The 24,251-nt window shown below is 39.0% G+C and carries 21 protein-coding genes and 1 pseudogene; 16 read left to right on the top strand and 6 right to left on the bottom strand.

What is annotated here, in order from left to right; all coding sequences use genetic code 11:
• Positions 1–270 precede the first annotated feature (270 nt).
• Entirely contained in the window at positions 271–1,563 is a 1,293-nt protein-coding gene (locus V7K32_RS10440) for a hypothetical protein (RefSeq protein ID WP_334992817.1), read from the top strand.
• Between the two features lie 894 nt (positions 1,564–2,457).
• Here V7K32_RS10440 and V7K32_RS10435 read toward each other — a convergent pair.
• Positions 2,458–3,105, bottom strand: a complete 648-nt coding sequence (locus V7K32_RS10435) for a pentapeptide repeat-containing protein (RefSeq protein WP_334992815.1) — start codon at positions 3,103–3,105, stop codon at positions 2,458–2,460.
• Positions 3,106–3,275: 170 nt separating this feature from the next.
• On the bottom strand, positions 3,276–3,770 hold the full coding sequence (locus V7K32_RS10430) for a hypothetical protein (RefSeq protein WP_334876988.1): 495 nt from the start codon (positions 3,768–3,770) through the stop codon (positions 3,276–3,278).
• 737 nt (positions 3,771–4,507) lie between these two features.
• Between V7K32_RS10430 and aroF the strand changes: the two genes are divergently transcribed.
• Positions 4,508–5,380, top strand: coding sequence for a 3-deoxy-7-phosphoheptulonate synthase (gene aroF, locus V7K32_RS10425; RefSeq protein WP_334992813.1), 873 nt, complete (start codon positions 4,508–4,510; stop codon positions 5,378–5,380).
• 258 nt (positions 5,381–5,638) lie between these two features.
• On the opposite strand, the gene V7K32_RS10420 is transcribed toward aroF, so the two are convergent.
• From V7K32_RS10420 to V7K32_RS10410, 3 genes are all read right to left on the bottom strand, one after another.
• Positions 5,639–6,715: a T3SS effector HopA1 family protein gene (locus V7K32_RS10420; RefSeq protein WP_334992811.1), complete on the bottom strand. Its 1,077-nt coding sequence runs from the start codon at positions 6,713–6,715 to the stop codon at positions 5,639–5,641.
• A 222-nt stretch (positions 6,716–6,937) separates the two neighbouring features.
• Positions 6,938–8,179 (bottom strand): aminoglycoside phosphotransferase family protein, encoded by a 1,242-nt coding sequence (locus V7K32_RS10415; RefSeq protein WP_334992809.1) that lies wholly within the window; start codon positions 8,177–8,179, stop codon positions 6,938–6,940.
• Positions 8,180–8,785: 606 nt separating this feature from the next.
• Positions 8,786–9,652, bottom strand: a complete 867-nt coding sequence (locus V7K32_RS10410) for a WYL domain-containing protein (RefSeq protein WP_334992807.1) — start codon at positions 9,650–9,652, stop codon at positions 8,786–8,788.
• Between the two features lie 169 nt (positions 9,653–9,821).
• Here V7K32_RS10410 and V7K32_RS10405 point away from each other — a divergent pair, with 169 nt between their 5' ends.
• The 9 genes from V7K32_RS10405 (at position 9,822) to cas5d (ending at position 20,177) form a co-directional block, all read left to right on the top strand.
• Positions 9,822–10,082 (top strand): DUF433 domain-containing protein, encoded by a 261-nt coding sequence (locus V7K32_RS10405; protein ID WP_334992805.1) that lies wholly within the window; start codon positions 9,822–9,824, stop codon positions 10,080–10,082.
• On the top strand, positions 10,079–10,465 hold the full coding sequence (locus tag V7K32_RS10400; RefSeq protein ID WP_334992803.1) for a DUF5615 family PIN-like protein: 387 nt from the start codon (positions 10,079–10,081) through the stop codon (positions 10,463–10,465). The genes V7K32_RS10405 and V7K32_RS10400 overlap by 4 nt, the downstream gene beginning before the upstream one ends.
• On the top strand, positions 10,462–12,678 hold the full coding sequence (gene cas3, locus V7K32_RS10395; protein ID WP_334992801.1) for a type I-D CRISPR-associated helicase Cas3': 2,217 nt from the start codon (positions 10,462–10,464) through the stop codon (positions 12,676–12,678). Before V7K32_RS10400 ends, cas3 begins: the two co-directional genes overlap by 4 nt.
• Positions 12,679–12,973: 295 nt before the next feature.
• Entirely contained in the window at positions 12,974–13,294 is a 321-nt protein-coding gene (locus V7K32_RS10390) for a hypothetical protein (protein WP_334992799.1), read from the top strand.
• A gap of 159 nt (positions 13,295–13,453) precedes the next feature.
• Positions 13,454–14,473, top strand: a complete 1,020-nt coding sequence (locus V7K32_RS10385; RefSeq protein WP_334992797.1) for a PDDEXK nuclease domain-containing protein — start codon at positions 13,454–13,456, stop codon at positions 14,471–14,473.
• 17 nt (positions 14,474–14,490) lie between these two features.
• Complete coding sequence (hepT, locus tag V7K32_RS10380; protein ID WP_334992795.1) at positions 14,491–14,928, top strand: type VII toxin-antitoxin system HepT family RNase toxin; 438 nt, start codon at positions 14,491–14,493, stop codon at positions 14,926–14,928.
• Entirely contained in the window at positions 14,921–18,388 is a 3,468-nt protein-coding gene (gene cas10d / locus V7K32_RS10375) for a type I-D CRISPR-associated protein Cas10d/Csc3 (protein ID WP_334992793.1), read from the top strand. The genes hepT and cas10d overlap by 8 nt, the downstream gene beginning before the upstream one ends.
• 65 nt (positions 18,389–18,453) lie before the next feature.
• Complete coding sequence (gene cas7d, locus V7K32_RS10370; RefSeq protein WP_334992791.1) at positions 18,454–19,470, top strand: type I-D CRISPR-associated protein Cas7/Csc2; 1,017 nt, start codon at positions 18,454–18,456, stop codon at positions 19,468–19,470.
• A complete protein-coding gene (gene cas5d, locus V7K32_RS10365) occupies positions 19,470–20,177 on the top strand; it encodes a type I-D CRISPR-associated protein Cas5/Csc1 (RefSeq protein ID WP_334992789.1) in 708 nt (235 codons plus the stop codon). Before cas7d ends, cas5d begins: the two co-directional genes overlap by 1 nt.
• Here cas5d and V7K32_RS10360 read toward each other — a convergent pair whose 3' ends face one another.
• Positions 20,178–20,588, bottom strand: coding sequence for a hypothetical protein (locus V7K32_RS10360; protein ID WP_334992787.1), 411 nt, complete (start codon positions 20,586–20,588; stop codon positions 20,178–20,180). It abuts the gene before it with no gap.
• A 109-nt stretch (positions 20,589–20,697) separates the two neighbouring features.
• Here V7K32_RS10360 and V7K32_RS10355 point away from each other — a divergent pair, with 109 nt between their 5' ends.
• From V7K32_RS10355 to cas2, 5 genes and pseudogenes are all read left to right on the top strand, one after another.
• Positions 20,698–21,318 carry a 2OG-Fe(II) oxygenase gene (locus V7K32_RS10355; protein ID WP_334992785.1) on the top strand — a complete coding sequence of 207 codons (621 nt, stop codon included), beginning with the start codon at positions 20,698–20,700 and terminating at the stop codon, positions 21,316–21,318.
• Complete coding sequence (gene cas6, locus V7K32_RS10350; protein ID WP_334992783.1) at positions 21,308–22,144, top strand: CRISPR-associated endoribonuclease Cas6; 837 nt, start codon at positions 21,308–21,310, stop codon at positions 22,142–22,144. The genes V7K32_RS10355 and cas6 overlap by 11 nt, the downstream gene beginning before the upstream one ends.
• Positions 22,145–22,175: 31 nt before the next feature.
• Positions 22,176–22,769: a CRISPR-associated protein Cas4 gene (cas4, locus tag V7K32_RS10345; RefSeq protein ID WP_334992781.1), complete on the top strand. Its 594-nt coding sequence runs from the start codon at positions 22,176–22,178 to the stop codon at positions 22,767–22,769.
• 227 nt (positions 22,770–22,996) lie between these two features.
• The gene (cas1d, locus tag V7K32_RS10340) at positions 22,997–24,001 is read left to right on the top strand and encodes a type I-D CRISPR-associated endonuclease Cas1d (RefSeq protein ID WP_334992779.1); all 1,005 of its coding nucleotides are present in this window, start codon (positions 22,997–22,999) and stop codon (positions 23,999–24,001) included.
• 25 nt (positions 24,002–24,026) lie between these two features.
• Positions 24,027–24,161 (top strand): annotated as a pseudogene (gene cas2, locus V7K32_RS10335) (CRISPR-associated endonuclease Cas2); the annotation flags it as partial.
• Positions 24,162–24,251: the final 90 nt, after the last annotated feature.

Genomic DNA, 24,251 nt, shown 5'->3' with positions numbered 1-24,251 from the left:
AAGTAGTGGGGAGTGAAATGAGTATAGACGGGATTCAAACCTCACTCAACTTGTATAGGACTTAGACATTAAGTACGAAATGTAGGGGCAATTCATGAATTGCCCCTACGGGAAATCAAGGCTTTCACTGCTTTTTGGGTAAGTCCTATTGAATTTCTAAAGCTATTAATATCGACTCTACGGACCTAAAGAGGGACGTGAACAACCAATGAAATTGCTGTCATTTAGTGGAGGTGCATCTTGCCTAAATCAATCGTTCAAAGAATTGCAATGCCATTCCCAAAGGGTCTCGTAGAGAAAGCGGTTCGGTTTGCGACTATCGGATTCTCATCTGTTGCAGTAGTACTTACTACATATCAGTCGGCTTTTGCACAGCTCAATATTGGCCGCTATGGTATCCAACAAGGACTGGAGCATGAGTATCTCCAGTACCAAATCAATAACCAGAATCTGAGCCAGATGCGAGTCATTCCTGGATGTGATGTGGGATTTGGCCTGACCTGCAATAAAACTGGATCGGTAATCCAGCGATTACTGGATTTAAACGACGGGACTAGCTATCAAGACCTGCTAATCCGAGCAGCTGGTGGGGAAAAAAACTTCCAGAATTTCGCTAGCTTTTACGATAACAATCCCAATCTCTCTGCGGTGCCTTACGCCTCATTTTGGAGAAACCAATCCCCCGCAATCATGGATAGTTCTCAATATCTTCTTGGAGAACCTGTTAGTCGCAATCCAGTAGAAGGACTCGGACTTGTAACCAAGCAGTTTTACTGGTCACCATACTCAGGAACCAATAACTCGCTTAGTCTCCGTAATGGATTACTAGACTTGAAGTTATCATACGGACGACTACTCTTTGAGGAAGCCTCAAAAATTCCCAACATTAAGGAGCAGATTCAGTCTTTAGGTCTGTCGCCAGAGATGACGAATTTCTACTTCAATAAAATCTCTACAGGCTTGAATGCGTTGAGTTCTGGAAATCCAAACCAACTCCAACAGAGGATTTTTGAAGTACTATCTTTTCCATACTCCGAAGATGGTGGGGAACTCGGACGTCCCAATAACGCGATTCCACAGGAATTTAGTCAGATATTGGGAGAAGATATCCCAGGAGATATATTGCTGAGTGATAATCCACTAGCGTTGGATGGAGAAGTAATGGGCTTTGATACTTCCCCTGCCTCTATAGGAGATGTTTTAGTACAAGACAGTCCTGATTCCTTTCCACTGTGGCCAATATTCGGAATTGGGGGTCTTGCTTTAATTCTGCTTCTACTACTGAATGGCGATAGTTCTTCAGCTCAAGCATCTGTTTCATCTGTTTCTTCAGGAAATGCACCTTTGTCTCTCACCAGCGCAGGCGAATGCGATCTGACTCCCAGTGGTAATGGTTCCGATCACACACAGATCATTGAGATACCGTGTAATGTTACTCCTAAAAGCCCTATGGAAGTGAAAAAGGTAGTGGAGCCATCAATGATCAAAGCGCTTATATTACTAATTGTTTTACTAGGCATAGTGCGTTACAAACACCGCTCTTTAAAAATCCGTAATTCATAATTCTTATTAGAGAGATGGGTCTAAAACCCCGTCTTAACAATTCAAAATTCAAAATTCAAAATTCAAAATTCAAAATTCAAAATTCAAAATTAAAGACAAGACATCAGGACTTACGCTTTCAAGGCAGTGAAAGCCCTGATTTACCGTAGGGGCAATTCATGAATTGCCCCTACATTTCGTACCTAATGCGTAAGTCCTAAAAGTATTTTTTTATAAATATTAACATAAAAATCTCTAGTTATAAGTCCCTAATCTAATTCTCCCCTTGGGTATATAACTTAGAAATATAAGCAAAACTCTTGACAGATATAGCTGAAGTTTTATTTTGCTAAACCTATAATTAAACCCTTGTAAACATTAAAAGAGCTACTGACAAATGTTATGTAGTGATTTGTTAAATAGGTAGACGTAATTAAACATAATAAAAAACCTCACCCTCAATCGCTCTCCGATGCTTTGGAGAGGGAAGCCGGATTGAGAGTGAGGTTTTTTATTTAATTCTATTGCGAAAAATTCGGGCGATTTTAGATTATAAAATGGTGTTTTGCGCCAAAGGTTTACACAAACTACCTTGTAACAACTGTAGCTTTTATTCCAATAATCATTATCTCAAATGTACAGTTAACCCTTCTATTGTTCTCAGCAAAGAAGCGATGAATTGCTCTGAATACTCACCCAGCAAGAAAGATTCTTCCTCCAAAAATCCCTTTGGCTAGAAATAATAATTATTAAGATGATCGCCGATCGGAGGCGATCGCCAAACCCAAACTTTTCAAAAACTGTGCTGTAATGGTCAAACCGAGAATCAGCAACCAATTTTGGTAATACCTCAATGGCGTGTTCCTGGCGTTGGAGGTTGCAGATCCTTAAGAAGAAGTTTTAGGCAAGCCTCAGCTATTGATAAATTGAACCATCAGGCATAATTGCCCCTGCTAAGTTAGTACCAACTAATTTAACCAGAAGGCGCTCACCAGAGCGAATCCGCGCTCCAGTTAAGTCGGCTCCTCGTAAGTCGGCCCCACTGAGATCCGCTCCAATCAAATTAGTAGCGCGTAAATTCGCCTCTCTGAGATCCGCTAAAAGTAGGTTTGCTCGAAATAAATTTGCTTCAGATAAATTCGCCCCTCTGAGGTTGACTTTGTGCATAAAAGTATCGCTGAGATTAGCACCGCTCAAATTCGCATAACTCAAATTTCTGCCAGATAAGTCTTTATTGCTCAAATTTGCCCGACTGTAATCTTTGCCACTCAAGTCTGAGTTTTGCTTTGGTGGTTTCTGGATTGTTTGAGATGGTTTTTCCTCTTGAGGTGGCGGTGAGTGATGTATAGTTTGATGTTTGGTTTTTAGAGAGCGCAATTTTTCACGAGCTTCATTTATGGCTTTCAGCTTGTCTTGTGCTTTTTGCTGTAAACGGAGATTGTCTTTGGGAATGCGATCGGGATGCCAAACAAAGACTAAATCTTTGTAAGCCTGGTTCACTTCCTCAAGTGTAGCCCCAGGCTCTAATTCCAAAACTCTATAGTAGTGCTCCAGATCGCTCATACGATATTTTGGTGGACAATCAACTTAATTATGAGTGATGGAGCAATCTATTGGCTGCATCATTTGTTATGGGTTATGGAGAATTGGGGATTGGGGATTGGGTATTGTTATTCTTTTCCTACTCTTTTGCCCCTCTGCTCACTGCGTGATCTTCCCCAGTCCCCACTCCCTTACCTCCCCATCTCCCCATTTCTCCATCGAGCGATCGCTCTCAAATATGCTGTAACTGGAATCTGATAAATTTCAATCACAATCCAAACAATAATTGATAAATGTGATAGGAAAGTTAATATCGTCCAAATATATGGCGTCCAGGTAATGGGTTCTTTGAGATTAGCAGGAAAATAGTAAGCTACTATGCCAATTAGAGTAGTGGGAAGAATTACAAAAACTGCTGCTGCTAGTCCATAACCCCAACCTAATTCCACACCTTCCAACTGGCCTTCTGTCCAACTAAACCCATTCCAACGCCAAATTAAGGGGGGTTGTCTAGAAGGCATCTTGATTTGCTCTAGTTCTAAGTTGACTGTAAAAATCTCTTGGCAAAACTCACAAGCCATAGCTTCCATCAATGGCATGTGAGAAATCTTACCTATCCGACAGACTGGGCAGGGGTAAACTCCATAGTAGTCGAAAGATTGGGCTAAGATTTTGGAACTGGGCATAATGAAACTGAATGATCCTAAAAAGTTGATCTGGTCAATGAGAACTTAGGTAAGAATAATGGATGGCGATCGTCAATTGTCTGCAATAAGCTTTCGCAAGGTGAGATAACAACTCAGGAGAATTATATATTTTAACTTCTCAACGAAGAGGCGGTTCTTGAAGAGGGCTAAAAGCTTTGGGGAAATGACCTTTATTGGCAGAGGAGCAGGGAGCAGCTTTCAAGGGAAAAGATTCTAGGTTCCGCTTGCCACTGGGGTTTGAGAGCAACTAAATTTATTTATGCCTTTTGGTCTTTACTCCCACATTTGTACTGAGTCTATCGCTTTTTTAGTGGTTTGTGGGGGGTCTTGACACAGCTTACTCTTCCTGTTAATGTTACTTTACATAGGCGTATTTATTAAGTTTTCCAGCAAAAGCCCCACAAATGCTTCACACAAATTCCTACTTTTATTTTTGGTATAGGGTGGTTCACCGGGGGTGAATTGAGTTTCCTAACGGAAACCGCCCGGTGAACCGCAGAGCGAACTCTGCGGTTTTTGTTGTTTTAAGGAGAATTTCATCGTCATGACTTATTTCAGTAGCTGGTTTTATGGCTTTTACTTTTGGCCCAGACTAAATTCCGGGTAAATAGCGTCATGTCGATGATTCAGAACGCGCCCGGAACTCTTCAAAGGTTCCGGGCTTTTTTGTTATCGCAAAATAAAGTCCAATACTTAATTTTTAGGAGAATAGAATCATGATTAACGCCAAACTTGCCGCACAATCTCATCCAAACCACCAAACAATCGTTAAAATTTCTGAAAAAGTCGCTTTCGGGGGCAAAGAACTAGTAATTATCGGCGGGCCTTGCACTGTTGAAAGTTTAGAACAAATGGAGATAGTCGCCCAAAAGCTATCTACTGCATCCGTTCAGGGGTTGCGTGGCGGTGTCTACAAACCCCGCACATCTCCCTACGCTTTCCAGGGTATGGGTGAAGATGGATTGGAAATTTTGGCAAGGGTGCGATCGCATTACAATATGCCAGTTGTCACCGAAGTTATGTCAATTTCTCAAATTGAAGTAGTCGCCGCCCACGCTGATATGCTTCAAGTTGGTAGCCGCAATATGCAAAACTTTGACTTGCTCAAAGCTTTGGGACAAGCTGGTAAACCAATACTACTTAAGCGTGGGTTAGCAGCGACAATTGAAGAATTCGTCATGGCTGCTGAATATATCCTCAGCCACGGGAATCCTGATGTGGTGTTGTGCGAAAGAGGTATCCGCAGTTTCGATGATTACACCCGCAACGTTTTAGATTTAGGGGCAGTGGCAGCACTCAAGCAAATAACTCACCTGCCTGTGATTGTAGATCCTTCCCATGCTGTTGGGAAACGAGAGTTAGTTGCACCTGTGGCTAGGGCTGCGATCGCTTGCGGTGCTGATGGATTAATTATTGAATGTCACCCAGAACCAGAAAAATCTGTTTCTGATGCCCGTCAAGCACTTTCTTTAGAAGATATGGTGCATTTAGTTGATAGTTTAAAGCCTGTAGCAACAGCCGTTGGGCGCAATATATCAGAAGCGAGCGGGGCGGGTTTGAAATCTGCCCCGATTTTTTGTGTTGCTTAAATTTTAGTCATTAGACATCTGGTGACAATGAATGTAGAGACGCTTTCTTCGTAGCGGCACGTTCGCGGAGCGTCTCGTAGAGAAGTGCCATTTCGCGTCTCTACAAGGGTTTCAGGTTACGCATATTTAATTTCTGGAGATGTCTATTTGTGCGCCTAGACTTACAAGGCAGCTTTTGGGGTGAAGCTTCACCCCAAAAAGTGCCGCCTGTACTCAGGAAGTGTAGGTACGTCACTCAAACTGCTACTTAAATGCTACTTAATTTAGAGGGACATAAATATCTTGAGAATTAGGATTAAGGTATGGACGCTGCAAATCGATTGTATGGCGGGCGAAGTGTTCGTCAATTGTCTTCATCCGTTCTTCCATCACATTTTTACCTTTTTGCCAAGCTTCAAATAAAGCATTAGCGACAATTTGGCAACGGTTCATCCCAAAACTTTCTTGTGCTGCAAATTTTTGGGTTGGTTCTTCGGCTAAACCTAACCCTGGTGCTAAAAATTTTGTAAACAAGGGAATTTCTGGCTGGAAATGGGATTGATTTTCTAAATAAACAGCCTGAAGGATTGTGCGAATTGCTGGATAGTCGGGGAGTTCAAAGTAGAGTAGCCCCGAATCATAGCGTCCATATCCACTAGGATTGTGAAGAACCTGAAAGCTAAAGGGAATCGAGGCTGCATTCAATTGCAGTGTCAGGCAATACATGAGAGCGATCGCACCAGATGCCGTAAAGTTAAAGTAAATTCGCCCTGCTCCTAAATCAGCATCGGGGTTACTTTGCCGTTCCTGTCCGACATTGCTAACTGCCAAATAACAGCCATTTTGCAGTCGATTTTTGGGCATCCAGATTGCTACCATATCACCCACTTTGGTAGATTTCTTGCTGGATTTTAGATGGCAGTCTGGCTCAACATAAAGTGTTAAACCGCCTTTAGTCACCGCCATAGTACCATCAGGTTCTTTACGCAACACCTGCCATCGGGGGTCAAAGTAACCTATGCCGTGATTACTGGCGTGCAATTGCTCGTAAAAATTCCAATCAATTTCCAAAATGGAATTATCTGCTAAGTTCTGCTTTGGTGTATCAATATTGACTGCTAAAGTACTTTTTAGAGAGCCATTGTAATAGATTCCATAGAGAAACTTTCGCAGCAATAGAGTGAGATATTTATGTTGTAAATCTACAGAATTGTGCTGAAATCTTTCGGCTATTTTTGTCGGCAGAGCAAAGGGTTGATAATTAGGATGATAAATACAAAAATTTGACTCAATGTGGATATTTTTAGCAATGTCGAATAGAGAATTTAGCGGTTGATTGATAGAGGAATTTATCATTAATCAATTTAAAATTTAAAGTTTAAAATCAAAAATTAGGAAACCCCTTTTGGGGAAAAATCCTGGAAAAATTTAGAATAGGGCAATACGCAGAACAATTTAAAACTTCGCAAAAATTCAGGATAAAGAAAGAGTTTAGTATATTCATTTATGAAATTTTATACTGATTTTTTAACTATTCTGACTCCTAAATTCTTATTTAAATTGTTCTGCTCCCTGCCATTAACAACCGCGAAGCCGAGTTTTTTCGTAATAAATGCGAAGTAACTGTGCCTCTTTTACAGGTTGAGGAAGTTTATGAATTTTTGCTACAGGATTCAGAATTTCTGACTCTGATATCCCAAAAATTGTCAGTATAGCTTGCTGCGGCATAGTGAGTAAACTTTTAGCCACTTGGAGCATACAAATGTCAGCATTATTAAAAGATTTTTGGTAGGTAATCATATCCTGAATTTGATGAATCAGTGCTAGCCCCGCAAACTGGATAACTCGCACAATAAAATCATTGCGGTATTCCAAAATCATTGGGAAAGCATTTAGATAAGCCCTGATTAGGGCAACAATTGAAGGTTGTAAACTCTCCAAAGGTGTCAATGCTAGATGTAGAGATTCTTCTAACTCAATGGTAGGATCTACTACGAGACTCTTGAGCCAAATTCCTAAATAGCTTGCTAGTAAAGTACCTAAATCAAAAGCGGGATCTCCCCAAGAACAAGCTTCCCAATCAATTAGTCGTACTAGGCAATTGTCTAGTTTATCCCATTTGGAATGAACCAAAATGTTGTTCAATTTCAGGTCGTTGTGAGTCAAGCAGCAAGGATTCCAGTCGTATGCCAAATCTGCGATCGCTGATTCCAAACTCTCTGACTGCTGGTATAGTAGATAGAATTTCAGCGCATCCGTGGGAACCGTTCCAAAAATCTCCGGCCCAATTGACTCTAACCCTTGCGCCGGATTGTAAAAGCCATAGCGAAACTCTCCTTGGGGAGCAGTTGCCATAAAATCCTTATATTCTCGGCGGTTATAGGTTGCGCGATGGAGTCCTGCTAAAGTAGTGCCGATCGCAGTGGCAATTTCTTGTGGACAAATCTCATTGTTGTGGTAGAATGTCGCAAGTTCCCGATATTCACTTAAGTAGTTGCGGACAAGGATAGAATTTTCTTCGTCAAAATGAACTACCAATGGTGCGATGGCCGAAATATTGCCAAGAACAGGAAACTGCTGGAGCAACTGATGAAATAGCCACTCCTGAAACAATTCATGAGGAGCGCCGTCATTGTTTTTAACGTTACGTTCTTGTTTAACGAGCAGTTTACGATTATCTGCTAGAGTCACTAGTAAATCGAAATTGTTCTTACTACTTCCTGGCAACTCAGATTTATCTGATGCGTCATCTTCTGAGCTACACAGCCCCGCTTCTTGCAGATACTGGATAACGTTATGAGAAGACAGTGATAATACCATGTATTATTTCCTACTTCATTAAATTACTTAAACTTGTACTTAGCAGTTGTTGGTAGATAGTGAATAACAATAGAGATTGGTACAATCTACTAATATCCCATATTTGGGAGAAAAACCTGCCAAAATGGCACCAAGTCTTTTACAATTGCTTTAAAATTCGCTCCTAGATAGCGTGGCATCTTTACACTTGATCGGCATAGTTACTTAGATACATCTAGAGCAAGTTTTGTGGTAGAGCCTTTTGATAAGAGGCAGGGGGCAGATGTTGTTTGATGTTCAGTAGTCATCCTGAAAGCAGCGAAGAATTTCAGTAATCCTTCGTGGTAGGAAGCATGGGATTCAACGCTATTATTTTTATTTATCACCCCAAAGCTAAATAAACCGGAATTTTTAAGCAATTAGGAATTATTTTTTTCTTTAATTTTCCGAATTGATGTCTGTAAGGCTTGTTATTGCGTCATTTGTCTTACTTACGTATTGTAGATTACTATAGGCGATCGCAGACAACGGCTACATGAGTGCATCTTATGGAAATGTAGTTTTATAAAAACCTCTCCCTGGTTTTACACGTAAAACCGTCCCTCTCCGAGTCGGAGAGGGAAAGAGTTAAGACCTGGTTTCGATATCGTATAAATTGCAGAGGGTGAGGAGTTTTTGTTTGAGGCGATCGCGCACATTTTCAGGTAATATAACTACACAATCTGGCGCATACTGCATCACTTCGCGGCTAAACCAAAATGTACTAGATACTCGCCTGACAACTCGCCGGACTCGCGCTTTATCTGGTAGCCACTCATTAATATTGTCTTCTTGTTTAGCTTGATAGGCAAAAGCCAAGCCAGCAAATAGATGCATTTCCACTTCAATTTCATCCAAGTTAGTACGCCACTCACCAGAAATTGGCATGACAGCAGCTTCTGTAATCCTGTCTAAACGTAAACTCCAGTTGTGAAGCAGTTCTGGGATATCAAAGTTTCCTTCTGTCTCTTCGCACCAGCAATCAAGATATTGCCGCTTTTCGTGGGGTGTAACTTTGGCATAGCGAACGGTAAAATTAAATACACGCTCTGCTGCATCTTGATAGGAAAGCTGAAAGGGCTGTTCACGCAAGATATAGCGGTCTATTTCTAAGCGCCAAGCCGGGGGCAAATTCTCTAGAAAACGTTCGATTTCGCCTCGCAACGGTAATGATAGTTCGCTGCGTTCGAGAAGTAAATGTGCAATGATTTGGGCTTGTTCAATTTGCCCGATGTCTGTCAAAGCATTGATACATCTATGTAATGCTTTGATGCGTGGTTCTTTCCAATCGTTATTGTTACCGATGAGTAACTTACGTTGAGCGATCGCTTTAATTAACTTCGAGATGTTAGGTTCCTCTCCCCACATCATACCGAATTCACCAGCGATCGCTTCTAGCTCGGCTTTATCACGTTCTGATATCGACAGTGTAATAGATTGACCTTTTCGACTCATTAAAAACGTCCGTGTACTTTATATGTATACTCTCTTGCTAACTTCTATTTTGCGTGCCAATATAGTTTTTAACAACCAGTTACGGACACTATTTAAGTGTATATCCGAATATAGAATTAGGATAAGAGGATTCATTGAGAAGAATTACGACAAATTTGGAGAAGCTTCAATGACTAAGAACGATTTACTATCTAGAATTTCTATTGATCCAAATATTTGTTTCGGTAAACCTTGCATTAAAGGTCATCGTATATGGGTTACTTTAATTCTCGACCTTCTTGCAAGTGGAGAAAAAATAGAGGCAATTTTGGAAGAATATCCAGGTTTGGAACAAGAAGATATCCTGGCCTGTATTGCATACGCTGCGGAAATGACAAGAGATAGTTATGTGGAAATTCCTTTAGGATTGCAAAAGGAATCAAAAAAGTGAATATTAAACTTGATGAAAATCTTGGTAGTCTGCGAGTAGCTATATTATTGCGTCTTGCAGGACATGATGTTGCCACTGTCCGAGAACAAGGTTTAATTTCAACTCATGATGAGGAATTAATTGATATTTGTCGCAGTGAAAATAGATGTTTCGTAACGATAGATAGAGGATTTGGTAATCGTCTTAAATATCAGCCTTCTAACTATACAGGAATTATAGTCATTCGTTTACCACCCCGTCCTACTTTTGAAGATTACCGTATAGTTGCAGAAACTCTAATTGCTGGAATTGAAGCAGCAGATGTGACTGGTAAATTATGGATAATTCGACAAGGAAGTATTCAAGAATATCAGGATATTGAGGTAGATAGAAAAGACAAATGACGGAAGCATACAAAATTACTCTTAAGCCTGTTTACTCGCAAACCGTCCCCACACCTGACGGAGTGAAATTACCTAAAGATTGGTCGCTTTCTTGGCATCAAGCAGAAACTTTAAAAGCGTTGCGCGATCCAAATATTGATGTCGTGTTCAACACTGCAATGACTGGCGATGGTAAAAGTCTCGCTGGATACCTGGATATTTTGCAAAAACATTCCCCTGTTTTAGGGCTATATCCCACTAACGAACTCGCTAGAGATCAAGAAAAGCAAATTAAAGGATATATTGAGCAATTTCAGCCTGAACATAAACCGCGTGTTAATCGATTAAGTGGACAAGAGTTAGAAATTTATGCTGAAGAAGAAAAGTTGAAAAAAGGAGTAGCTTTAGAAACTCGCGCTGGGCAATCTGAAATTTTGCTTACAAATCCTGATATTTTTCACTATCTACATTATGGGGCATATTTACTTTATAAAGATAATCCTGATAAACTCTGGAATAGAATAGATAAGCGTTTTAACGTCATTCTTTTTGATGAATTTCATGTGTTTCAAGCGCCACAAATTGCCAGCGTAATTAACACAATGCTTTTGATTCGTCGCACTAACAGGCGTAAAAAATTTTTATTTCTTTCTGCTACCCCAAATAGCCAATTAATTGAGAGACTTAAACTAGCAGGTTTTCGCTGTCATGAAATTAACCCACTTGAAGAGAATAAATATCAATTTCCTGAAACTCTTACTGAATCTGAACATCTAAAAACCCAATATTGGCGAAAAGTTGTAGGGAAAATATCATTGCAGTTTATCAGTTTAGAATCTACATCTAAAGCTTCTGAAACTTGGTTAAAAGATAATGCAGCGTTGATTTTAGATCATTTACAAAAGCATCCAGGTAGCAAAGGCGCGATTATTCTTAATTCTATTGCTGCTGTGAAACGATTAAAGGATTTTTTTACACCTTTTCTCCAGCCGTATAATTTCACAGTTGAAGAAAATACTGGTTTATCTGGGAAAAAAACTAAAGAAGAATCCCTAGATGCTGATTTAGTTTTAGGAACTAGCACTATTGATGTGGGTGTTGATTTCAAAATCAATTTCTTGTTTTTTGAATCAGCAGACGCGGGTAATTTTATCCAGCGTTTAGGCAGATTGGGACGACATGATCGTTATGAACGTGACGGACAGCAGATTGATTTTACTAACTTTACTGCTTATGCACTTGTCCCTAAATTTTTGGTGAAAAGGCTTTTTGAAAAAGATCAGAAGGATAAAGCACCACTATTGAAGTCAGGCGAAGTTTATGAACGTCCATTTTTTCACGATCAAATTAGGGATAAATACCGCAAAATTAATGATTTTACAGGCTATTACTATAAATGGGGTGTTGTTCAATCTATGCGACTGGTTCGACAGTTGGGACATCCTAATATTAAACAGCAATATGCAGCAGGTAGTCAGGAAGCACTAAAGAAAGATTGTGAGATAGTTTTTAGTACTGACAAGAAACCAGTGAATCTTAAAGATGTATTTGACCGTAGCAGAAAATGGGAAGAAAAATGGCACGAACTTTCAGGAACAGATAAGGGAAATCCTATTTTAGAGGAGGCTGTGAGTTTTCGGGGTAAGAGTCCTTTACTGTGCGGAATTTACGATGATAAAGAGCAAAATGAGGCGGATAAGTTCAAAACCTACGATTTACCAGGAATTCTTAGCAACTTGGAAATTGAACCGATGAAGGGAACAGAATTTGAACGACTGCGACAAGCGACAGCAGAACGCACAGATACAACTATTCCCAAAGGCAGATTTAAAAACTGTTTAGGATTTATGAAATTACTTCGCTATCGAGAAGAAAGACTAGATTGGAAATTTACTTATCCTGGGGACTTGAAACCCTTTGCTGATACTTGGGATGTACAGGTGTTGTTAGGTATTCAGGTTTGGCAACCTGCAAACTATTGGATTAGTGAAATTAACAAGGGATTGAAAAAACAGGCATTAGTTAGTTATCTGCTGCCTTTTCCCTTAGAGAGAGTACGTCAGCAAGGAAGATTGCCAATGCACTTTCAGATTTACCCAATTAGTGACCAATATAGTGTTTTAGAGAATAAACCACCATACTGCATTGCCTTCGGTCAGTCTGCACTATTGCTAGATACTTTGACACATTGGTTTAAGAGTAAAGGGGATGAGATATGGATAGCGCAATGTTGAGATCCCTAATAGGGATTTATTTAAATTGCTTAAATTATTTAAGCTACAGGGTAGAAAACAAGCTATCAGCTAGAAGTGACTGTGTGTTTCAATCCCTAATAGGGGGTGAATTACCCTGAGAATACGAAATTATCATAATAGAGGCTAATTGTCAAACATAAACACCGATGGTCACACAATCACTACTATGACATTAGACTATTCAATTAATTGGCATGAAGTTAAAAATTCCCTAGTCTAGTAAAAACAAAAAAGATATACTGGGAGCAACCCTATGTATAAAGGAAAATGTAAAATGCTAGACCGGAATACTGACTCCTACCTCACCAATATGAGATCGACTGCCGGTATAAACGAGATCCAGCAATTAATCAACAACAATCAGCACTTATTAAATACACTTGTACTAAACGAGATTTCTAAGCATCATTACCGTATTAGTGCTGTGGAACAACAAAATCAAGAAATAAAGATACAAGATTTGGAAAATGCCGAATCAATTGATTGGTTGGTCAGAAAAGTGCGTGAGTTGGAGTATCGTTTTTCTAGAAAAGAGGATTTAGAACATCTTCAAAACCCTTATTCTCCAAATGGAGATGCCAACTGTAACTCGTAAATAATACTTGCCTAAGGTTAGTATTAATTTTTACAATTTCAGAAAAACTCAATATGAATGAACAAGAACTATAGCTAGTGAAAGTCCATTAGCGATAGCGTAACGCGCTGAAATAAAAAACTAAATGCCTAAACCATGAAGAAATAAATTATTTTCATTATGAGTAATTACATTTCTGATGATTACACACATCTACTTATGGAAGTACAACAACGGATTCGTTCAGCCCAGTACGAAGCATTAAAGGCAGTTAATCGGGAAATGATTAACTTGTATTGGGATATTGGGCAGATGATTGTTATCAAACAACAGGATGCTAGTTGGGGTAAATCAGTAGTAGAACAGCTAGCAAAAGACTTACAAGCAGAGTTTCCTGGTATTAGTGGGTTTTCTGCTCGAAATATCTGGAATATGCGGAACTTTTACGTCACATATAGCCAAAAGGAAAAACTGCAACCATTGGTTGCAGAAATTGGATGGACTCACAATTTGGTCATTTTAGAAAAATGCAAAGATGACTTAGAACGAGAGTTTTACATTAGAATGACTCGGAAGTTTGGCTGGACAAAAAACGTTTTAATCCACCAAATTGAAAATCAAACTTATGAAAAAACTCTGCTGAATCAAACTAATTTTGATCAAAGTATTTCAGCAGAGATACGTAACCAATTAAAGCTAGCAGTTAAAGATGAATATACTTTTGATTTTTTAGAATTAGCAGATGAACACAGCGAACGACAGCTAGAAGAGTCAATTTTAACAAAAGTTCAACCGTTCTTACAAGAAATGGGTGGAATATTTGCCTTTATTGGTAGCCAATACCGTTTAGAAGTTGATGATGAAGAATATTTTATAGATATCCTATTATATCATCGTCGTTTAAAGTGTTTGGTGGCAATAGAATTAAAAATTGGTAAGTTTTTACCTGAATATGTTGGCAAAATGCAGTTTTATTTAGCTGTTTTAGATAACACGGTAAAGCTACCAGATGAAAATCCTTCTATTGGCATTATTCTTTGTAAATCAAAACAGAGAACTATTGTGGAATATGCACTAAAGGAATCTAATAAACCAATTGGTGTTGCAACCTACCAAATAGTTTCTAAACTACCGCAAGAACTAAAAAATCAACTTCCAGATCCAGAACAAGTTGCTAAATTGCTAGAAGGATTTGAATAAACATTTGGAATTCAAAAATGAATATAGATGAACTAACTTTAGCCAAGATAAAATTAATCAGCAAATATTACCAAACTCTAGAAAAGTTTAGTTCTATTAGCCTTGATGATTTCTTGGCTAATTATTGTCAACAGCTTCTTGCAGAAAGACTTTTACATCTAATAACTCAAACCGCAATAGATATCAATCATCATATCTTATCAAAACTAAATCCTGGAAATTATAATACTAATTTTGGATCTTTCATAAAACTCGCTAAACATGAAGTAATCACACCAGAATTAGCAAAAAAGTTAGCACCATCAGAAGGACTAATAAAACACCTCGTTTATGAATATGATGACATAGATCCAAATCAAGTGTTCAGAGAAATTAATTTTGCTTTAGAGCAATATCCACTTTACGTCAGACAAATCAACTCTTATTTAATTTCATTTAATAAAGAAGATGGCTAAAAAAAGTAAAAAGTCAGATGAATATCAACAACTATCACTCTTAGAAGGAGAAACAGAAAATGATTCAATCTCTGAACTATCAGATGATGATTGGATGTCTGGAGATGATTCTGACTTTCAAGAAACATCTAATCTAAAAGTCGAAACACAATCAGCAGAACTCTTAACCCTCAAATTACTGCAAGATGCAATTAAATCAGAAAATGACGATGATTTAATTATGCAGGAATTTAGTGATTACGTTTTACCCAATCTTTTACGGGTAGCGGTTGGAGTTACAGCCAAAGGTGGGAAATTTTTTGATTATTTCGATGAAAAGAGAGAAAAAGAGATAGAGAATTTTCAAAAAAATAACTTAGGAAAAAGTCACAAAATAAAAGAGCCTAAAAAACTTGATCGAAGAAATGCAGGTGATCAATCTTTAAATACTCATTTACTCAATGGGTTACTACCAGCTAATTTAATAGAACGTTGTCTAAATAACCTTGATACCACTGCAAAAAGGGTAATTCAAGAACAAGAAAGACGGTTATTAATTGCTGGATTTATTTTACATGATTTTGAAAAGTTTGATTATCGGCTATTTTCTAAAATGCCAGACAATTATAAAGCAATTAGCCAAGATAAAGAACAAGACATTCGCAAGTTATCTGTAGATGCCCACCGCGAAATTATAGATGTTATAGTTTGTGAATTAGGTCTTGATAAATTTGTTAGTCCTGATGAGCCAACAGCATGGCAAGAATATCGAGATGATTTGTTATTTATTGCCTACAATGCCCAGCGTCGAAATGATACAAATCTCAATGTTTCTGAGTATGGTTTACAGCCAATAATTGATGATTATATCCTGATATGTCTTGCTGATTTAACTTGTTTAGCTGATTTACTTTCCTCAGTTATCAAGCATCCTCAAGATGCAGAACACCAGGGATTAAATGGAATTCTCCACAGCCTCAGTGATGGACAATTGAAATTTACCTATCACAGCATTGCTGAAAATCGTGGTGTTTTAACTAATGTAGTGAATAATGCTTTAGTTGACGCTCATATCAGTTTGAATACCGATGATAATACCTACTATAAACCTTTGTTATATCTGCCAACAGGCGTGATTTACTTGGCTTCGCGCAATGCTCCAGCTATCTCGCCGGAAGATTTAACAGACCGTGTAGTTAACAGTATTAAATCACTTTGTGCTGGACAATTACGCCTCAGACAAACAGGATTTGGTAGAGATGGTAAAGGCATGAAATATGCCGAATATTACAACTTATTTTTTGATGATATAGGCTTGATGAAAGTAGCTTTAGATGCTACATTACGCATCTTAAACCCTAATAAAGGCTCTGTTGCTAAAAGTCGCAGCGAAAATCTGAATAAGTTTCAGCAACAAAATGTTTTATCTGCTGATTATAACTTCAAATTTGAAGACGATATCCGTATTGACCAAATAGCAGAATTTGGTGATTTAGTTAGCCGTAAGATTTGGGAAGAGACAGTTAATCGCGTTGCTTCTGCTCGGAAGAAAGATAAAAAGCTGCCAGCAGTTCCCGATTTTGATTTAACTCACAAAGTTGCAGAATTTTGGAATTTAGCAGAGTGTTTACCCCAAATTAAAGAAATTCAACGCATTAATGAAAGTCTCAAAGAAAACAAGTTAAAGGGGAATACTGGAGGAGTACCTTATGAATGGTATTATCTGGCGGCTAAATATTTAGAACATCATCCAGGAATTGAAGATGTGCGCGAAACTTGTCAGCAAGTCATTAACTATTTGACAACCTTAATTTCTCCGATAATTTCTCAGTATGAATTACCTGATGGTTGGGATGATTTAAGGCTCTGGGTAAAACGAGTTGTGATGCTACCAGGCATTAATCAAGAGTCATCTGTTAAAACTCAAGTTCAAACATTCCTAGATGAGTTAGGTAATTACAATGCTGCGAAAAAAACAGGGCGAGGGAAACAATTAATCTGCTCAATTTCTCATTCTGCTTACACGGTTACTGAGCAAATGGAATCAGCAGTTTTATTTACACCTCAAGTTTATACAAATAAGCAAATGTTAGGAGGTTCTAACGCTAAACGCAATATCTCCAGTATTGCAGGTGTGGAGATGATGCTAAGACAAATATTGATGAATCAAACTCAAGCTGTAGGGAAGCGATTTGAAGATGGGAAATATCGTTATCTCTACTTTTATCCTACTTATTACTTTACTCCAGAGACTAACAAGTTTTTGCAGAAAGCTTACAACGGTATTGCTCAAACTCGCTTTGATACGAGCATTCGTAACCATTTTATCAGTAAGGATTTACAGGCGGATTTGGGGCGCGATCGCTATCAAAGTGTAGATAGTTTCTTAATAGATGAAAACCTCCAGCGTGACAAGGATCGCACCTTTAAGCTTTCCTATCCTGAAGACCAGCCTTTAACATTTTACTTCATGGCGCTGCCGCCAGGAAGAGACAGCACCGATACAGAATCTTGGGTAATGCCAACTTGGTTAGCGTTTGCTTTCCCGATGATTTTAGATGTTAAAACTGTGGTTTCAGAGTCACCGATTCCACCCTTTAATGATGGGGCTGAATTTGAGGAAAGCGTTTTTCTTGATAGTGCGCCTCATGCTTTTCGGGCTTTAGTAGGGCGCGATCGCTTCCGTCTTGACTACATCCTCGAAGGTTGGAACGAAAACGGCATCCAATACCCAGCACCTTTAAATGTGCTTACCGCCGCTTATGCCATTCATTTAGATGTGAATGCGCGACAAGGTAAGTCTGGTTACGATGCCAACTGGGGGAGATTTACAGAACTGGCTAAAGATTTTGAAACCAGTCCTTTGTACGTCTTTTCTTATCTCAATCGCTGGGTTCGTAACCAGGGATCGGAAACAGCGCGAATTGAAAAAATCCGGCTTTATGCCTATCATTTTTATCCTTGTTTTGATCCTTATGTGAAATATGACACTAATATGGAGCAATTAATTGTGGGAGAAGTATCAAGTCTGAATCATCCTAAGAAATTAACAGATTTATATCGCAGATTTTACCGAGCTAATAAACGTTATAATCCTAAGTCTAATGCTGTGTTGAAACCAGTTGATATTGCGGCTGAAACTATACTCAAAGCTGAGTCAAGTGTGTTTCAGGGGGAAACATTAGTTGCGGCTGTTGCAGCAGAAGTTTTTAAACTCATGGATCGCGTTCATTCTTCTACTGCTGAAGGACGCTGGATTATGAGCAAACGAGAGGAAGAACGGCAAGCTGTTCTAGATTTTGCCAAGTATTTTGTAGTGGAGGTATTTGATAACTCATTTGCGGGCGATCGCGCTCGTTTGGCAGGTCGTCAACTCAACTTAATTAGGGATACTTGCGAATTTCTTTATCGCTTAGAAGATGATAAAGAAAATGCGGTAAAAGATGAAAAAGTTGCGGAAATAGATAACGACAATGAGTAGGGATTTACCTTACTATTTTTGCTGGAAACGTAAACAAGTAGTGAATAATTCTTTGGAGATCAATCATGCCACTTTTAAAAACTGTTGAACCTAAATTCTTTCAAACTGAGATTCCTTACAAACCAATGGGGAAATATGTTCATTTCTTAACCATTCGGATTACTGAATCTTATCCTCTATTCCAGACAGATGCAGAACTGAATAAAGCACGGGTAAGAGCAGGAGTTAAAGACAAAACTACAATTAGCCGTTTGTCAATGTTCAAGCGCAAACAGTCTACACCAGAGCGTTTAGTCGGTCGGGAATTGCTACGTAATTATGGCTTGATGACGGCTGACGAATGCGAATACAACGTGAATTTTGCAATGGATAATCCTGATTGCATCATTTATGGTTTTGCTATTGGTGACTCTGGCTCAGAGAAATCGAAAGTTGTGGTAGATACGGCATTTTCAATTACAGCTTTTGATGAATCACACGAAACATTCACCCTTAACGCTCCTTATGAAAATGGCACGATGGCTTCTAAGGGTGAAAATGGTTCTAAACCTGGTGAAGTTACCAGTCGAATTAATCAACAAGACCATATTAAACCGCAAGTTTTCTTTCCTAGTATTGTCACCTTGAAAGATCCTACTGAGGCTAGCTTCCTTTACGTTTTTAATAATATTCTGCGAACTCGTCATTATGGAGCGCAAACAACCCGTACAGGTCGCGTTAGAAATGAGTTAATTGGTGTTATCTTTGCTGATGGAGAAATTACTAGTAACCTGCGTTGGACTCAGGCAATATATGATCAAATGAAATCTAATAATACTCTGAATGCTCCCGAACCGCTAGATGAAGATGATGTAATTACTGCTGCTAAAAATGCGATTGAGGGGTTAATGGCTGATGAGTTTATTGTTCATACAGATTTTATTGGTGATGCTTTTGTATCCCTAATTAATGAAGTCAAGACTTTAACAGGAAGCGAGAAAGGAATTCAGACAATTTTGCAAAAAGCTGATGCAGAAGCTAAAAATTATGCCAAGAAGCATATCAGCAAGAAGAAAACTGCTGCTAAAGCGGGGAAAGAGTAATGGTGTTTATTTACCGTGGTCAAATAGAACTACACGATAGTCTCTATTTTGCAACTCGTGAAATCGGGCGATTGTATGAAACAGAAGCCCTAATTCATAATTACGCCCTCTGTTATGCACTGGGTTTAGTTGATAGCCAAATCTACTCAACTACCGTTGCGGAAGAACATTCCTATCGCTACTTTTGTCCTGAACAAGTGCCAAAATACGAGGAACATCTAACGCCACTCAATCAACAGGGAATTTACGTAACTCCGGCGCGATCGCTTAATCATTCTTCTATCCTTAACACCTGGAAATATGCTAACAACAACTACCACGTTGAAATGGAGAAAACACAGAAAAATATCCCTAGTTTTGGGAGAGCGAAAGAAATAGCAGCAGAGAGTAGATTTGAGTTTTTTATCATATCTCAAAAACAACTTCAACTACCTAAATGGATTCGCTTGGGTAAATGGATGAGCAAGGCTGAAGTTACGGTAGAACAATTACCGAAACATAAAATTTGTGAAGGTATATTCACTTGTACACATCCATTAAATCCTTTAGATGTTATGTTCACTAATCAAGTGATTAGCTACGATGTTGTGAATATGCCTCCAGTTAGCTTAATTCAAAATGTCCAAATGCAAGGTCAATACTATCAATTTGATGCCATTCACAACTTGAAAATTCCAGTTCTGATAGAATATCGCTTTCGGGGTTAATTACTTCCCAAAACCTTTGCTAGGATTTTTCTTGTTTCGAGGCTCTATCGTCATTAACTCTGCTTTAAAACCTCTGGAATCTTGCAACATTAACTTACGAATTCGCTGGCGTTGATAAGCTTGCACTTCAGCAGCTAGAGGATGATTAGGATCAATTTTTAGGTGAGTAATAGAAGAAACATATTTTTCTTCAGTTTCGGGATTATTTGGCTCTTTTAGTCCGCACATAATCCCACCTTCATCTCCTGAATAGCCAACGAAATCAATTTCAAATTCTCTGTCTGGATCGGCGTTTACTCCTTTTTGTTTTAATGTCTTCAAAAACTGCTTCCCGGCTCGTGCTTTAATGGGTAAGTTCTCTTTAAGTTTTTCAGTTAGTGCCTTTGCTGCATTGTAATCATCAATTCTCATTGGTCTTTCTCCTTATGTAGTTTTTCTAACTTAAAAGAATACTACTATCATCACTCGACAGTCTTTAAAATTTTAGATACCACATTTAGCGATCGCTTCTCTATCCCCAGTGAAACACTATCAACAACAAACCAACGCCTTCCCCAGCGATTATCTAAATAACTTGTGGGGAGAAATCCAAGCTTGTCCTTACTTTGCTATCAACAACCTCAACCGCGATTTTGTCGCCACTAAAGGATTTTCTGTAGTATTTCAGCGTTCTGGATTACCACAAGTAGAGCAGCAGTTCCCCTACTTCAAACCTTATCTAGATTTAGCTCTCCAGCCGAATTGTAACGCTTTTTACCTCAATCCTTTACAGCTAAAAGAAGGCTCCCGCGTCGATCCGCATATCGATCGCTCCTTACGTTCTTACTCCAAAACCATTGAACCACCTGCGATTGTGAGTGTGCTTTATGTGCGAGTCCCTGCGGATCTGGAAGGGGGAGAACTGGTATTGCGATCGCACAAACGCCAACTTGGGCAAATTAAGCCCCAATTCAATACTTTAGTTTATTTTCAAGGTGATTTAACCCATTCGGTTAACGCTGTCAAAACCCCTGGGAATCGTCTAAGTTTAGTTTGTGAACAGTATAGTTTGAGTGAAACTGAACTCGAGGAAATCCCTGAATTTACTGTAGAGTCAAGAATCACTCAGTCTACAACCAAAAAGAGAAAATATGCCTCATAGTTTAGTGTTGAATTTGCTACCTCAATCGCCCATTCCCCCACAATTCTTAACAGGTAGACATCTCCACGCCCTATTTTTAACCCTCGTTAGTTCTGTAGATACCATATTAGGCGATCGCTTGCACGATTCCACCGCCGATAAAGCCTTCACCCTCTCTCCCTTACAAATTAATTCCCCCCTTTTGAAGGGTGGTAAGGGGGGATCTAAATTGCAATACTCACATCAACAACCCATTCCCGCCGGGACGCCTTGTTGGTGGCGCATCTCTTTATTAGATGACACTTTATTTGGCAAACTTACTCAACTTTGGCTAAATCTTAATCCCAATCGTCCTTGGCATCTTGGCCCGGCTAACTTGTATATTACCAGCATTCAAGGCACACCCCAATCTATTCAACCTTGGGCAAATGCCAGTACTTATGCTCAATTATACGAAGAAGCTAGCGATGGCAATTCTTCCATTAATCTTACCTTTTCCACGCCTACCGCCTTCCGTCAAGGACAGTATGATACTACCCTTCCTACTAGAGAATCTGTTTTTAATTCTCTACTTTCGCGGTGGAATAAATACAGTGGCATAGAATTTAATTACATTGCGATCGAGTCAATATTTCCCTCATTTGTCAATATTCACACAGAAATATTAGCTGACTCTCGTAGCAAATTTATTGGTATTGTTGGCGAAGTTACCTATAAGATTCTAGGGACAGTTGAACCAATACAAATTAAGCAAATTAACGCTTTAGCTGACTTTGCTTTGTATAGTGGTGTTGGCAGAAAAACAACTATGGGTATGGGGATGATGCGGCGGCTATATTCTCCATAATTTCAATAATCATTTAAGAACCACCTAAGTTATGAATCAAACCGAATATATTTCCATTGCGGCATTGAATCAATATGCCTATTGTCCGCATCGTTGTTGGCGGATGTTTTGTGCAGGGGAATTTACCGATAATCAATATACAATTGAAGGCACAACTTTACACGATCGCGTCCACACTACAAGCGATGTACAGCGAGGAGAAACTTGGCAGATTCGAGCAATTTGGTTAAAGTCGGAGCAATACAAACTCATTGGAAAATCTGATTTAATTGAAGCCGAATCTGGTCAAGTTTATCCAGTGGAATACAAACGAGGACGCAAAGGCGAATGGGATAATGATGAGTTGCAAGTTTGCGCCCAAGCCTTATGTTTAGAAGAAATGACAGGACAACCTGTTAACACTGGATATATCTATTATGCCCACTCCCATCAACGGCAATTAGTAGAGATTAATCAAGAGTTACGGCAAAGTGCGATCGCTACTATTGAATCTGTCACAAATATCCTAGAAACAGGAATAATGCCAAAACCAGTTTACAGCAAACGTTGCCAAGGATGCAGTCTTTATTCGCAATGTTTACCCAAAGCAACCGATAAAGTCAAAAGTTATCAAGAAGTCAATTAAAATAATTCGTAATTCGTAAGCTAAAAAACATCTAATTTGCATAATCGAATAAAATATAACTCTTGTGGGGTGGGCATCCTGCCCGCCCAGCTTATGCAATTTTTATTTGTGGAACTTTCGTCCACCTGCGTGGACTTACAAGTTTTAAACCCGTGTAGAAGGATTTTGTCTGTGTAGATACGAATTCTATTCGCCCAAGCCCCAATTATTACTAGGAATTATCAAAAATGGGAACAGTTTACGTAACACAAGCCGATGCTTTTATTGGCAAAATTGACGAACGTCTCACCGTCAAAGCTGAACAAAAAACAATATTGGATATCCCTTTAATTAAAATAGAAGGAATTGTAGTACTAGGACGGGCGACTATTTCTCCCGCCGTCGTTAGTGAACTTTTAGAACGTCACATTTGTTTAACATTTCTCACACAAAACGGACGATATTTAGGGCGTTTAGAACCAGAAGTTACCAAAAATATCTTTGTTCGTAAAGCCCAATGGCAAGCTGTGGGAGAATCACAACCAGCAATACATTTAGTTAAAGGATTTGTGCGGGGTAAATTGAAAAATTACCGCCATAGCTTACTTCGCACTCAGCGAGAACATCCTGATGTTGATCTAAATAATAATATAACTCGATTGGAACACGCGATCGCACCAATTGAAAAAACTAACAATATTGATTCCCTCAGAGGCTTAGAAGGTGCTGGTAGTGCAGCCTATTTCGGTTGTTTTCAACAGCTAATCAAAACCCCAGAATTTAAATTTGAAGCCAGACGCCGCCGCCCACCAACTGACCCAGTTAACGCTCTACTGAGTTTTGGCTATTCCTTACTACGCCATGACGTGCAAAGTGCTTTAAATATTGTTGGTTTCGACCCTTATTTAGGATACTTACACGTCGAGCGTTATGGTAGACCTTCCCTAGCCTTGGACTTAATGGAAGAATTTCGCCCTTTAATAGTCGATGCTGTAGTGTTGTCACTTATTAACAAGCGATCGCTCACCTTAACTGACTTTACCACCGAACCGCTCAGTGGTGCTGTGTCTTTAACCAAAGAAGGACTGCATACATTTCTTCGCGCCTACGAACAAAAGAAACAATCGAATTTCAAACATCCAGTCATGGGAAACAAATGTACCTACCAAGAATCCTTTGAAATTCAGGCGAGGTTATTAAGTAAATACCTCATGAACCAAATCGATAAATATCCCCCTTTAATTCTCAAGTAATTAGTCATTCTCCCTCATCTCCCTCATGTATATTGTTGTCAGCTACGACATTCCAGAAGATAAACGTCGGACTAAAATCCATTCTGTTCTCAAGTCTTATGGACAATGGATGCAACTGAGTCTGTTTGAGTGCGATATTACTCCCACTCAGTATGCTAAACCCGGATTTCTCACAAAGCTTGAAGAAATAGGGGTCAAAAACTGCCAAAATGTATATTGCAAAAGAATTCCAGCAGTTTGAAGTATGACC

The organism is Nostoc sp., from assembly GCF_036917635.1.
Lineage (GTDB): Bacteria > Cyanobacteriota > Cyanobacteriia > Cyanobacteriales > Nostocaceae > Nostoc.
Note: the sequence above shows the minus strand (reverse complement) of the source record. Positions and strands in the feature narration are given on the sequence as shown.

Coding starts and splice junctions, on each gene's coding strand:
- V7K32_RS10440 (WP_334992817.1), top strand. CDS start 271: ATGCCATTCCCAAAGGGTCTCGTAGAGAAAGCGGTTCGGTTTGCGACT.
- V7K32_RS10435 (WP_334992815.1), bottom strand. CDS start 3,105: ATGAGCGATCTGGAGCACTACTATAGAGTTTTGGAATTAGAGCCTGGG.
- V7K32_RS10430 (WP_334876988.1), bottom strand. CDS start 3,770: ATGCCCAGTTCCAAAATCTTAGCCCAATCTTTCGACTACTATGGAGTT.
- aroF (WP_334992813.1), top strand. CDS start 4,508: ATGATTAACGCCAAACTTGCCGCACAATCTCATCCAAACCACCAAACA.
- V7K32_RS10420 (WP_334992811.1), bottom strand. CDS start 6,715: ATGATAAATTCCTCTATCAATCAACCGCTAAATTCTCTATTCGACATT.
- V7K32_RS10415 (WP_334992809.1), bottom strand. CDS start 8,179: ATGGTATTATCACTGTCTTCTCATAACGTTATCCAGTATCTGCAAGAA.
- V7K32_RS10410 (WP_334992807.1), bottom strand. CDS start 9,652: ATGAGTCGAAAAGGTCAATCTATTACACTGTCGATATCAGAACGTGAT.
- V7K32_RS10405 (WP_334992805.1), top strand. CDS start 9,822: ATGACTAAGAACGATTTACTATCTAGAATTTCTATTGATCCAAATATT.
- cas3 (WP_334992801.1), top strand. CDS start 10,462: ATGACGGAAGCATACAAAATTACTCTTAAGCCTGTTTACTCGCAAACC.
- V7K32_RS10390 (WP_334992799.1), top strand. CDS start 12,974: ATGCTAGACCGGAATACTGACTCCTACCTCACCAATATGAGATCGACT.
- V7K32_RS10385 (WP_334992797.1), top strand. CDS start 13,454: ATGAGTAATTACATTTCTGATGATTACACACATCTACTTATGGAAGTA.
- hepT (WP_334992795.1), top strand. CDS start 14,491: ATGAATATAGATGAACTAACTTTAGCCAAGATAAAATTAATCAGCAAA.
- cas10d (WP_334992793.1), top strand. CDS start 14,921: ATGGCTAAAAAAAGTAAAAAGTCAGATGAATATCAACAACTATCACTC.
- cas7d (WP_334992791.1), top strand. CDS start 18,454: ATGCCACTTTTAAAAACTGTTGAACCTAAATTCTTTCAAACTGAGATT.
- cas5d (WP_334992789.1), top strand. CDS start 19,470: ATGGTGTTTATTTACCGTGGTCAAATAGAACTACACGATAGTCTCTAT.
- V7K32_RS10360 (WP_334992787.1), bottom strand. CDS start 20,588: ATGAGAATTGATGATTACAATGCAGCAAAGGCACTAACTGAAAAACTT.
- cas6 (WP_334992783.1), top strand. CDS start 21,308: ATGCCTCATAGTTTAGTGTTGAATTTGCTACCTCAATCGCCCATTCCC.
- cas4 (WP_334992781.1), top strand. CDS start 22,176: ATGAATCAAACCGAATATATTTCCATTGCGGCATTGAATCAATATGCC.
- cas1d (WP_334992779.1), top strand. CDS start 22,997: ATGGGAACAGTTTACGTAACACAAGCCGATGCTTTTATTGGCAAAATT.